At 74.5% G+C, this 12,799-nt stretch carries 1 protein-coding gene; it reads right to left on the bottom strand.

Features of this window, described 5'->3' with window-relative positions; genetic code table 11:
* Positions 1–67: 67 nt before the first annotated feature.
* Positions 68–12,796, bottom strand: a complete 12,729-nt coding sequence (locus V4Y03_RS02650; RefSeq protein ID WP_332433860.1) for an SDR family NAD(P)-dependent oxidoreductase — start codon at positions 12,794–12,796, stop codon at positions 68–70.
* Between the last annotated feature and the right edge of the window lie 3 nt (positions 12,797–12,799).

Raw genomic sequence — 12,799 nt, 5'->3', positions numbered from 1 at the left:
GGAGCTCAACCTTCACTGCTGTCGAAAAGAGGAATGGACAGGGCGGCACCGGCCGCCGGGGCGGAGATCAGGACAGGCCGAGCTCCTTGTCGAGGGCGTCGAACAGCTCGTCGTCCGTCGCGGAGCCGAGGTCGTCGGCCGCCGGCTCCCCGAGGGAGGCGGTCAGTCCGTGCCAGCCCTGCAGCACGGACTGCAGCCGCTGGGTGATCTCGGCCGCCTCCGCCGCGTCCCGGGCGGCGGCGCCTGCCGAGTGCTGCCGCAGCAGCTCCTCCAGCCGCTCGATCGCCTCCAGGGGATCGGCCGGGCCCGCGGGCCCCGCCGGAGCGGCCGTCACGGCCAGCCCGTCGAGCAGGTGGCGGGCGAGCGCCGCCGGCGTGGGGTGGTCGAAGACCACCGTCGTGGGCAGCCGCAGCCCCGTCACGGCGTTGAGCCGGTTGCGGAACTCCACCGCCGTCAGCGAGTCGAAGCCGAGGTCCAGAAGCCCCCGTTCGGCGTCGATCCGGTCCGGCGAGCCGTGCCCGAGGACGGCCGCCACCTGCTGCCGCACCAGACCGAGCACCAGCTCCTCGCGCCCCTCGGCCGGCGTCGCCGCGAGCCTTTCCGCGAGCGGCACCGCACCGCCGGCGGTCCGGGCGCCGGGGCCCGCCGCCGCACCGCGCCGCGCCGGCCCGCCGCGTACCAGCCCGAGCAGCGGCTCCGGGCCCGTACCGGCGGCCGCGAGGGTCCGCAGGGCGTTCAGGTCGAGCCGCGCCGGGTAGAGCAGCGGCTCCGTCGAGCCGAGCGCCGTGTCCAGCATCCGCAGTGCCTCCTCCGACGACATCGGCACGATCCCTGAGCGGCGCAACCGTGTGAGGTCGGTGTCGGTGAGGTTTTCGGTGAGTGTGCTGTGGTGGTTCCAGAGGCCCCAGGCGAGGCTGGTGGCGGGTTGTCCTTGGGTGTGGCGGTGGTGGGCGAGGGCGTCGAGGAAGGTGTTGGCGGCGGCGTAGTTGGCTTGTCCGGGGGTGCCGGTGAGTCCGGAGAGGCTGGAGTAGAGGAGGAAGTGGGTGAGGGGGTGGTTGTGGGTGGTGGTGTGGAGGTGCCAGGCGGTGTGGGCTTTGGGGTTGAGGGTGGTGTGGAGGTGGGTGGGTGTTTGGTTGTGGAGGGGGGTGTCGTGGGTGGTGCCTGCGGTGTGGATGACGGTGGTGAGGGGGTGTTGGGTGGGGATGGTGTTGAGGAGTTGGGTGAGGTTGTGGGGGTTGGTGGTGTCGCAGGCTTCGATGCGGATGTGGGCGCCGTGTTGGGTGAGTTCGTGGGTGAGTTGGGTGGCGCCGGGGGCGTTGGGTCCGCGTCGGCTGGTGAGGATGAGGTGGCGTGCGCCGTGGTGGGTGACGAGGTGGCGGGCGAGGAGGCTGCCGAGTGCGCCGGTGCCTCCGGTGATCAACACCGTTCCCTCCGGATCGAACACCCCCGCGGTCGGCGCGCCTTCGGTGCCCGAGGCCACCTCGGCCGAGGGGTCCAGCTCGGCGCGGGCCAGCGTCGGGGCGAACAACTGCCCGTTCCGTACGGCAATTTCGCCACGCCCTGTGGCGGCCACGGCGGGCAGCGACTCCGCCTCCGCCGCCCAGTCGTCCTCGAACCCGCCCACGGCACCATCGGTGTCCGGGGTCGGCGGGAGGTCCACCAGGGTGAACAGGCCCTCGGTCTCCTGCTGCGCGGTCCGCAGCAGGCCCCACAGCGTCGACACACCCGGTGAGGTCACCCGGGGATCCGGCCCAGCCGCGACGGCGCCGCTCGTGACCATGAGGAGCCTGGTGTCGGCGAGGCGTGCGTCGGACAGCCACTCCTGCACCACGGCGAGCGCGTCGACCGCCGTGGCGTCGGCGGTGGCGAGCACGTCGTCGCCGTCCTCCCGCCAGGGCAGCACGACCACCGACGGCACCGCCTCGCCCGCGTCCAGCGCGGCCCGCAGCCCCGCCAGGTCCGCGTGCCGGGCCCGGATGCCGAGCCGTCCGGCCACCGCGTCGCCGTCCTTGCCGAGCGTCGCCCACGAGGCGGCCGGCGCGTCCGGATCCGTCGGCCGCTCCGCCGCAACCTGCCGCCAGCGCAGCACGTAGAGCGGATCGCGCGAGCCCGCCGAGGCCCCGGCGAGCGCGCTCAGGTCCACGGCGCGCAGGGCCAGTTCGGCCACCTCGGCCACCGGCGCGCCGGTCGTGTCGGCCAGGGTCAGGGCTGCCGTGTCCGGCCCCGTCCCGCGCAGCCGCACCCGCAGCGCCCGGGCACCCTCGGCGTACGCGGAGATGCCGGACCAGCTGAACGGCACCCGGGGCGGTGCCTCGGGGTCGGCCACCAGCAGGGCGTGCAGCGCGGCGTCGAGCAGCGCGGGATGCAGCACATGACCCACGGTGGCGTCGTCCTCGGCGTCGTCCGGCAGGGCGACCTCGGCGTACAGGTCGTCGCCGTCGCGCCACAGGCCCGTGAGGCCCTGGAACAGTGGCCCGTACGCGTACCCGCGGGCGGCGAGCGCGTCGTACGCGTCGGTGAGGTCGACCGGCTCGCCCGCCGGGGGCCAGGCGAGATGGTCCGGGGACGCGCCGTCGGACGCGTCGGCGCCGAGGGTGCCGGTCGCGTGCCGGGCCCAGTCCGTCCCGTCACCGGCCCGGCCCCCTGCGGTCTCCTCGCCGACGTCCGCCGGGCGCGAGTGCACGGTGAGCGGCCTGCGGCCCGCCTCGTCGGGGGCGCCGACCCTCAGCTGGACGTCGAGGGCGCCCGACCCGGGCAGCAACAGCGGGGCCTCCAGGGTCAGGTCGTCGACCGACCCGGCCGCGGCGAGGTCCGCCGCGTGCAGCGCCAGGTCGGCCAGGGCCGCGCCGGGCAGCAGCACCGCCCCGCCGACGGCGTGCTCCTCCAGCCATGGGTGGCTACGCCGGGACAGCCGTCCGGTCAGCACGAAACCGTCGTCGGCGAGCCGGACCGCGGTGTCCAGCAGCGCGTGCCCGGATCCGGCGCCGCCCGTCCGCTCCGTGCGGCGGGTGAGCCAGAAGTGGTCCTGCCGGAAGGGGTAGGTCGGCAGGTCCTCGGGATGCGCCGGGGTGCGGTCCGGCCGCCAGTTCGTGGGGGAGAGCCCGCCGACGTGCAGCCGGGCCAGGGCCGCGCCGAACGTGGCCGCCTCGTCGCCGCCGCGGCGCAGGGCCGGGGCGAGCACGGCGGGACCGGACAGCGACTGCCGGGCCAGGGCCGTCAGGATCGCGTCCGGGCCGAGCTCGACGTACCGCACGACGCCGCGCTCCTCCAGGACGCGGACGTGGTCGGTGAAGCGGACCGTGTCGCGGATGTGCGCCGTCCAGTGCGCGGCGGTCGTGGGGTCGCCGCTCATGACGAGCGGGACCGAGGGCTGCCGGAAACGGATCCCCGCGACGGCCTCCCCGAACTCACGGAGCATCGGCTCCATGAGCGGCGAGTGGAAGGCGTGGCTGACCTTGAGCCGGGTGGTGCGCCGGCCGAGCGCGGCGAACGCGTCGCGCACCGCGAGCGCGTCCTCCTCGGCGCCCGAGACCACGGTGGAGTCCGGGGCGTTGAGCGCGGCGACGGACAGACCCGGGGTGAGGTGCGGCAGCACCTCCTCCTCGGTCGCCTGGACGGCGATCATCGCGCCGCCGGCAGGCAGCGCCTGCATCAGCCGGCCGCGGACCGTGACGAGCCGGGCCGCGTCGTTCAGACCGAGGACGCCGGCGGCGTGCGCGGCGGCGATCTCGCCGATGGAGTGGCCCGCCAGCTGGTCGGGGACGACGCCCCGGTGCTCGAGCGCCCGGTAGAGCGCCGTCTGCAGGGCGAAGAGGGCCGGCTGGGTGTACTCGGTACGGTTCAGGAGCTCCGCGTCCTCGCCCCACATCACCTCCCGCAGCGGCCGGTCGAGATGGCGGTCGAGCGCCGCCAGCGTCTCGTCGAGTGCGGCGGCGAACACCGGTTCGGCTTCGTGGAGTTCGCGGCCCATGCCGAGCCGCTGACTGCCCTGACCGGTGAACAGGAACGCGGTGCCGCCGCTGAGGGCGGTGCCCGCGGTCAGACCCGGGGCCTCGGCCTCCTCGGCGAGGGCGGTGAGGGCGGTGAGCAGCGCGTCCCGGTCGTCGGCCTCGACGACCGCGCGGTGGCCGAAGCGTGCGCGGGCGGCGAGCGAGGCCGCGACCTGCCGTACCGGCACCTCGGGGTGTTCGGTGGCGTACGTGTGGAGCAGGCGCGCCTGTTCCTTGAGGCCCTCGCCGGTCTTCGCCGACAACAGCCAGGGCAGGTGCGGGAGTTCTTCCTCCCCGGCGCCGGTCTCTTCCGGTGCCTGTTCGATGATCACGTGGGCGTTGGTGCCGCTGATGCCGAAGGACGAGATGCCCGCGCGGCGCGGCTCCCGGCCGGCCGGCTGCCAGGGCCGGTTCTCGGTGAGCAGGCGTACGGTGCCGTCGGACCAGTCGACGTGGTCCGTCGGATCCTCCGCGTGCAGGGTCCGGGGCAGCACCTCGTTCCGCATCGCCATGATCATCTTGATGACGCCGCCGACACCGGCAGCGGCCTGGGAGTGCCCGATGTTGGACTTCAACGATCCGAGCCAGAGCGGGTGTTCGGCGTCGCGCTCCATGCCGTACGTGTTGATGAGCGCCTGCGCCTCGATCGGGTCGCCGAGCCGGGTGCCGGTGCCGTGGGCCTCGACCGCGTCGACCTGGGCGGCCGTCAGGCGTGCGTTGGCGAGGGCCTGACGGATCACGCGCTCCTGCGAGGGCCCGTTCGGCGCGGTCAGACCGTTGCTCGCGCCGTCCTGGTTGGTGGCCGTGCCCCGGACGACCGCGAGCACCTGGTGCCCGTTGCGGCGGGCGTCGGAGAGCCGCTCCAGGAGCAGCAGACCCACGCCCTCGCTCCAGCCGGTGCCGTCGGCGGCACTGGAGAACGACTTGCAGCGGCCGTCCGGCGAGAGACCGCGCTGCCGGCTGAACTCCACGAAGGTGCCCGGAGTCGCCATCACCGTCGCGCCGCCCGCCAGGGCGAGCGAGCACTCGCCCTGCCGCAGCGACTGCGCGGCCAGGTGCAGCGCCACCAGCGACGACGAGCACGCCGTGTCCACGGTGATCGCCGGCCCCTCCAGGCCGTAGGTGTAGGCGATACGGCCCGACACCACACTCCCGAGCGTCCCCGTCAGGAGGATGCCTTCGAGTTCGTGCGGCATGTGCTGCACATGCGGTGCGTAGTCGTGGTACATCGTGCCCGCGAACACACCCGTGTCGCTGCCGCGCACCTCGCCCGGGTCGATACCGGCGCGTTCGAGGGTCTCCCAGGCCGTCTCCAGGAGCAGCCGCTGCTGCGGGTCCATGGCCGTCGCCTCGCGCGGGCTGATGCCGAAGAACTCGGCGTCGAACTCGCCCGCGCGGTAAAGGAATCCGCCCCGGTCCGTACTGGACCTTCCCACCGCCTCCGGATCCGGGTCGTACAGGTTCTCCAGATCCCAGTCGCGGTCCTCGGGGAACGGCCCGATCGCGTCCGTGCCCTCGCTCACCAGCCGCCACAGATCCTCGGGCGAGGCCACCCCGCCAGGGAAGCGGCAGGCCATGCCGACGATCGCGATCGGCTCGTACGCGTCGGCCGCCCCGCTCCCGGCCACGGCCCGCGCCGCCGGGGCGAGCGCGGAACCACCGGAAGCACCCGGGGCCCCGGAGGAGGTGAGCCGCTCCCGCAGATGCGCCACCAGTGCCTGCGGCGACGGATAGTCGAAGACCAGGGTGGCCGAAAGCCGCAGCCCCGTCGCCGTGTTGATCCGGTTGCGCAGCTCCACCGCGCTCAGCGAGTCGAAGCCGAGGTCCTTGAACCCGGTGGTGACCTCGACGGCCGACGCCGAAGCGTGACCGAGCACCGCCGCCGCCTGCTCCCGCACCAGCTCCGTGATCCTGCGCCGCTGCCCTGCCTCGTCGAGACCGGCGAGCTCCGCGGCGAGACCGCCCCCACCGGCCGGCGCGGCGGCGGCGACCCGCCGCAGCGGCGCGCGGACCAGGCCGCGCAGCAGCGGCGGCACGCCGTCGGCCGCCGCCCGTGACCGTACCGCCGCCAGATCGAGCCGCGCGGGCACGAGCAGCGGCTCCGGACGGCCGAAGGCCGCGTCGAACAGCGCGAGGCCCTCGGCCTCCGTCATCGCCACCACTCCGGACCGGGCCATCCGGGCCAGGTCGGAGCCGCCGAGCTTCTCGCCCATGCCGCCCTCGCCCCACAGGCCCCACGCCAGCGCGGTCGCCGGAAGACCGAGCGCGTGGCGGTGGTGGGCGAGGGCGTCGAGGAAGGTGTTCGCGGCGGCGTAGTTCGCCTGACCGGCCGCGCCGATCAGACCCGACACCGAGGAGTAGACGACGAACGCCGCCAGGTCCAGGCCCGCGGTCAGCTCGTGGAGGTGGAAGGCGGCCTCCGCCTTCGGGCGTACCACGGTGTCGAGCCGCTCCGCCGTCAGCGCGGTCACCACGCCGTCGTCGAGGACACCGGCCGTGTGCACGACGGCCGTCAGCGGGTGCTCGGCGGGCGCCGAAGCGACCAGCGCGGCGAGCGCCTCCCGGTCGGCGGTGTCGCAGGCCACGACCCGCGCCTCGGCACCCGAATCGGCGAGCCGGGCGACGAGTTCGTCCGCACCGGGCGCCTCGGGACCGCGCCGGCTGGTGAGCAGCAGATGCCGTACGCCGTGCCGGACGACCAGGTGCTCGGCGAGCAGCCGGCCGAGCCTTCCGAAGGCGCCGGTGATGAGGACGGTGCCGTCGGCGGCGAGGGGAGTGAGGGGCGCGAGAGGCACGAGGGGCGCGAGGGGCGAGAGGGGCGAGAGGGGCGCGGGGGAGGCGGTCGGCGCGTCCGCCTCGGTCCGGGCGTCCGCTTTGACCCGGGCGTCCGTTCCGATCCGCGTGTCCTCTTCGACCCGGGCCAGTCGGGGCACCCGGATCTCGCCCGCGCGGACCGCGCTCTGCGGCTCCCCGCCCGCGATCACGGTCCGCAGCCGCTGCCACGACTCGGCGGCTCCGTCGACGTCGACGAGCGCGAAACGGCCGGGGTACTCGGACTGCACCGAACGCAGCAGGCCCCACAGCGGTGCGGCGACCAGTCCCCGCGCCGTCACCTCGGGAGCCACGCCCACGGCCGGGGCCTGCGCGGTGGTGCCCACGGCGTCCCGCGTCACGACCAGCATCCGGGTGTCCGCGAGCCGCTCGTCGTCCAGCAGCGCCTGCACCGCCGCCAGGGCCTCGTGCGCGGTTCCGCGTGCCTCGGCCGACGGGAAGGCCGGGCCGGCGCCGGCCGTCACGGCCGCGTGCACGACGAGCCCTGGCACGGTCGCCGTGCCGGCGTCCAGAGCCGTTCGCAGCGCGTCCAGCGACGCGTACGCCTCGGCGCCGAGCGCGACGGCGAGTTCCCCGGCCTCGGGCGAGGCACCGAGCACCACCCGCTGCTCACGGTCGTCGCGGTCCTCGTGGCCTGCGGCTCCGGCGGCCGGGGACGGCTGCCATTCGACCGTGAACAGCGGCTGACGGCGGGCACCGTCCGCGAGCCGCCCGGCCTCCACCTGGCGCAGCACCAGCGACTCGACGACCGCGACCGGCGCGCCCGCCGGATCGTCCAGACGCAGCGTGACACCGCCGTCGGCGGACGGGGTCGCGTGCACCCGCAGCCGGGTCGCACCCGTCGAGTACAGGGTCACGCCGCCGAAGCCGAACGGCAGCAGGCCCTCGGCTCCGTCGACCAGCGGGTGGAGTGCGGCGTCGAGCAGGGCGGGGTGAAGGGTGTGCCCGGTGATGTCGACGCCCTCGGGGAGCTCGATCTCGGCGTAGAGCTCGTCGCCGTCGCGCCAGAGGGCGGTCAGACCCTGGAATGCCGGGCCGTACGAGTATCCGTGCGCGTCGAGCCGCTCGTACGCGCCCGAGAGGTCGACCCGCTGACCCGGCGGCGGCCACGCGATCGGCTCGGGAGCCGGGGCGGCGTCCGTGAGCGTGCCCGAGGTGTGCCGGGTCCACGGCTCCGACTCGTCCGTGCGTGAGTGCACGGTGATCGCCCGGCGGCCCGCCGGGTCCGCCGCCTCCACCGCCACCTGGAGGGTGACCGCGGTGTCCGCGCCCAGGGCGAGGGGAGACTCCAGGGTCAGGTCCTCCACCGTCCGGACCTGCGCGAGCCCGGCGGCGTGGAGGGCCAGGTCGGCGAAGGCGGTGCCGGGCAGGAGGGCGGTGCCGGAGATGGTGTGGTCGGCGAGCCAGGGGTGGGTGCGCAGCGAGATCCGGCCCGTGAGGACCAGTTGGTCGGTGTCGGCGAGCGTCACCACCGCACCGAGCAGCGCGTGATCCGTGGCGGTGAGCCCGGCGGCCGTGACGTCCGTGCCGGCCCGCCGCGACGAGAGCCAGTAGTGCTCGTGCTGGAAGGGGTAGGTGGGCAGGTCCTCCACGGTCGGCGCCGGCGTCTGGGGCTGCCAGGTGGTGGGGGTGTGGCCCGTGGTGTGGAGGCGGGCGAGCGCGGTGGCGAGGGTGGTGGGTTCGGGTGCGTTCTTGCGCAGGGTGGGTACGAGGACGACCGCAGGCCCGTCCAGGGTCTGCTGGGCGAGGGCGGTGAGCACGGCGTCGGGGCCGAGTTCGAGGTAGCGGGTGGTGCCGTTGGTTTCGAGGTGTTGGATGCCGGGGTGGAAGCGGACGGTTCCGCGGATGTGCCGTGCCCAGTAGTCGGGGGAGCGGAGGTCGTCGCCGGTGGCGGGCAGGCCGGTCACGTTGGAGATGACCGGGATCGTGGGCGCGTGGAAGGTCAGGCTGCTGATCGCGGTCCGGAACTCGTCCAGGACCTCGTCCATGTGCGCCGAATGGAAGGCGTGGCTGACCGTCAGGCGCGAGGTCTTCCGGCCCAGCGCCGTGACGTGCTCCTGAACTGCGGCGACCTTCTCCGCATCGCCCGAGACCACGAGCGAGCCGGGCGCGTTGAGCGCGGCGATGTCCACGCCCTCGGTCAGGAAGGGTGCGATCTCGTCTTCGGTGGCCTGGATGGCGAGCATGGTGCCGTCGTTGCGGGCGGTCTGCATGAGCCGGCCGCGGACCGCGACCAGCGTGACGGCGTCTGGCAGATCCAGGACTCCGGCGGCGTGGGCGGCGGCGATCTCGCCGATGGAGTGGCCGATGAGGGTGTCGGGGGTGAGGCCGTGGTGTTCCAGGGTGCGCTGGAGTGCGGTCTGGAGGGTGAAGAGGGCTGCCTGTGCGTACTGGGTCTGGTTGAGGGTGGTGGCGTCCTCGCCCCACATCACGTGGCGCAGGGGCTGGTCGAGGTGCTGGTCGAAGAGGGTGGCGATCTCGTCGAAGGCGGCGGCGAACACCGGCTCGGCTTCGTGGAGTTCGCGGCCCATGCCGAGGCGCTGGCTGCCTTGTCCGGTGAAGAGGAAGGCGGTCTTTCCGGTGAGGGTGGTGCCGGTGGTCAGACCAGGTGCCTCGCGGCCTTCGGCGAGGGCGTCCAGGGCGGCGAGGAGCGCGGTGCGGTCGCCGGTGGTGTCGATGGTGGCGCGGTGATCGAAGCGGGCACGTGCGGCGAGCGCCCCTGCGACGTCTCGTACCGGGGTGTCGGGGTGTTCGGTGGCGTACGTGTGAAGCCGGCGTGCCTGGTCGCGCAGTGCCTGCTCGTTCTTCGCCGACAACAGCCAGGGAAGAGCGGTGGGTTCGGCCCCGTCTGTGACCGTGGGGGCTTCCTCGGGTGCCTGCTCGATCACGACGTGCGCGTTCGTTCCGCTGATCCCGAACGACGACACGCCCGCGCGGCGCGGCTCGTCACCCCTCGCGTCCCAGGCGCGCTCCTGCGTGAGCAGCCGTACCGTGCCGTCGGACCAGTCGACGTGGTCCGTCGGGTCCTCCGCGTGCAGGGTCCGGGGCAGCACCCCGTTCCGCATCGCCATGATCATCTTGATGACGCCCGCGACGCCCGCGGCGGCCTGCGTGTGCCCGATGTTGGACTTCAACGAGCCCATCCACAGCGGGTGTTCGGCGTCGCGTCCGGTGCCGTACGTGTTGATGAGTGCCTGTGCCTCGATCGGGTCGCCCAGGCGGGTCCCCGTGCCGTGGGCCTCGACCGCGTCGACCTGGCCCGCGCTGAGGTCCGCGTCGGCCAGGGCCTGGCGGATGACGGACTCCTGCGAAGGACCGCTTGGTGCGGTCAGGCCATTGCTCGCGCCGTCCTGGTTGACCGCGCTGCCACGTACGACGGCGAGGACCGGGTGGCCGTTGCGGACGGCGTCGGAGAGCCGTTCGACGAGCAGCAGGCCGACGCCCTCGCTCCAGCCGGTGCCGTCGGCCGTCGCGGAGAACGCCTTGCAGCGGCCGTCCGGGGACAGTCCGCGCTGGCGGCTGAACTCCACGAACATCCCGGGGCTCGCCATGATCGCGGCGCCACCGGCAAGCGCGAGCGAGCACTCTCCCTGCCGCAGCGACCGCACCGCGAGGTGCAGCGCCACCAGGGACGAGGAGCAGGCCGTGTCCACCGTGATCGCCGGGCCTTCGAGGCCCAGGGTGTAGGCGATGCGGCCGGAGGCGACGCTCCCGAACTGGCCCGTCAGCAGGTAGCCGTCGACGCCGCCCTCGGCGGCGTCCGCGAGCCGAGGCCCGTACTCCAAGCCGTAGGTGCCGGCGAAGACGCCGGTGTCGCTGCCGCGCAGGGTCGTCGGGTCGATGCCGGCCCGCTCGAAGGTCTCCCAGGCCGTCTCCAGGAGCAGCCGCTGCTGCGGGTCCATGCCCGTCGCCTCGCGCGGGCTGATGCCGAAGAAGCCGGCGTCGAACCCGCCCGCCTCGTAGAGGAATCCGCCTCGGGCGGTCGAGGACTTGCCGACGGCCTCCGGGTCCGGGTCGTACAGGTCCTCGTCCCAGTCCCGGTCCCGGGGGAACGGGCCGATGGCGTCGGTGCCCTCGCGGACCAGCTTCCACAGGTCCTCGGGCGAGGACACCCCGCCCGGGTAGCGGCAGGCCATGCCGACGATCGCGATCGGCTCGCCGGGATCGACGTCCGCGCGGCGGCCCGTGCTCCCGGGCGTCGCGGCCGTCTCGTACAGCAGCGCGTGCAGATGCGTGGCGAGCGCGTCGGGCGTGGGGTGGTCGAAGGCGACGGCCACGGGCAGACGAAGCCCGAGCGCCTGGGCCAGACGGTTGCGCAGCACGACCGCGGCCGAGGACTCCAGGCCGAGGTCGCGGAACGTGTCGCCGGGCGCCCCGATCGCGGCGCCCCGGCCCGCTCCGAGCGCGTCGGCGGTCTGCTCCCGTACGACCTCCAGGAGGCGCCGAAGGCGCTCAACCTCGGTCAACGCATCGATTTCGGAGCGGAGTTCGGATACGGAGCGGGCCGCCTCGGCGGCGTCCGCGGCGATGTCGTACGGAGGCAGCTCCAGACGCGCGGGCCCACCGGCGCCCCGGCCTTCTCCGCCTAGGTCATCCCTGCGCTGGTCCTCCCCGCCCAGGTCTTCGGTGTCCCGGTCTTCCCGGCCCTGGTCTTCGCTGCCCGCGTCCTGGGCCTGGTGAAGGGTCGCCGCCCGGGTCAGGTCGACAGGCAGGCCGTGCGTCCACAGGTCGGCGAACGCCGCCGACAGGGCCTGCCGCCCGTCGCGGTCGCGCACCAGCGACCCGGCCACCACGACGTCCGCCGCGAGACCGGTGTCCTCGACCGTCTCCTCGACGGCCAGCTTGAGCACGGGATGCGGTCCGGCCTCCAGGAACGCGCCGTGACCGTCCGCGAGCAGCGCGCGTACCGCCGACTCGAACCGCACCGGACGGCGCAACTGGCCCGCCCAGTAGGGCCCGTCGAGCTCCGTCGTGTCCACCGAGGCGCCGAGCGCGGAGGAGTAGAACGGGATCCGGGACGCGGCAGGCCGTACCGTTCGCAGCTCCGCGAGCAGCCGGTCCATGATCGTGTCCACCTGTGCCACGTGGACCGGTACGTCGGACCGGATCCGGCGGGTGCGTACGCCCTCGGCGGCCAGCGCCGCCAGGAGCTCGCCGAGCGCCTCCTCCTCGCCCGAGACGGTCACCGAGCGGGGACCGTTGACGGCGGCGAGACCCAGCCGGCCGCCCCACGGCGCGAGACGCTCCCGCATCTCCTCGGCGGGCAGCAGCACCGCCACGATGCCGTGCCCACCCGCGAGTTCGTCGGTGAGGGCCGCACCCCACACCGCCGCGATCCGCAGCGCCTCGGCCCGCGGCAGCGCCCCGCACGCGTGCGCGGCGGCCATCTCGCCGATGCTGTGCCCGACCACCGCGACCGGCTCGACGCCCAGCGAGCGCCACTCCTCGGTCAGCGCGATCATGACGGCCACCAGGGCCGGCATCACGACGGCCGCGGACTCCAGCTCCGGGGCGCCCTCGGCGCCCCGCAGGACATCGAGCAGGTCCCAGCCGACCAGCGGGCGCAGCTCGTCGGCGCAGGCGGTGAGACTGTTCCGGAACGCCTCGGAGCCGTCGAGCAGGTCGACGCCCATGCCGTCCCAGTGCGCGCCGAATCCGGAGTAGACGAAGACGGCCCCGGGCGCCGCACCGTCCTCCGGCAGCCGGCCCCGCCGTACCTCCGTGCCGGCGTCCTCGATCCGGCCGGCCGCCAGCGCCCGCAGCCCCGTGAGCAGCTCGTCGCGGTCCCGGCCGAGGACCACGGCCCGGTGGCCGGCCGCCTCGTCGGCCGCCGTCAGCGCGGCCGCGGCCGACGCCGGGGACAGGCCGGTGAGGCTGTCGAGCAGTTCCCCGGCAGCGGCGGCGCGGGCTCGCAGCGAGGCCGGCCCGGGCGCCGAGACCGGCCACAGTACGACGGGGCGGGGTGCAGCAGTCATCGT

Origin of the sequence: Streptomyces sp. P9-A4 (assembly GCF_036634195.1) — a bacterium.
Taxonomy (GTDB): domain Bacteria; phylum Actinomycetota; class Actinomycetes; order Streptomycetales; family Streptomycetaceae; genus Streptomyces.
Note: the sequence above shows the minus strand (reverse complement) of the source record. Positions and strands in the feature narration are given on the sequence as shown.

What these genes read in the sequence shown, in the direction of transcription:
- V4Y03_RS02650 (WP_332433860.1), bottom strand. Translation starts at nt 12,796, where the DNA reads ATGACTGCTGCACCCCGCCCCGTCGTACTGTGGCCGGTCTCGGCGCCC.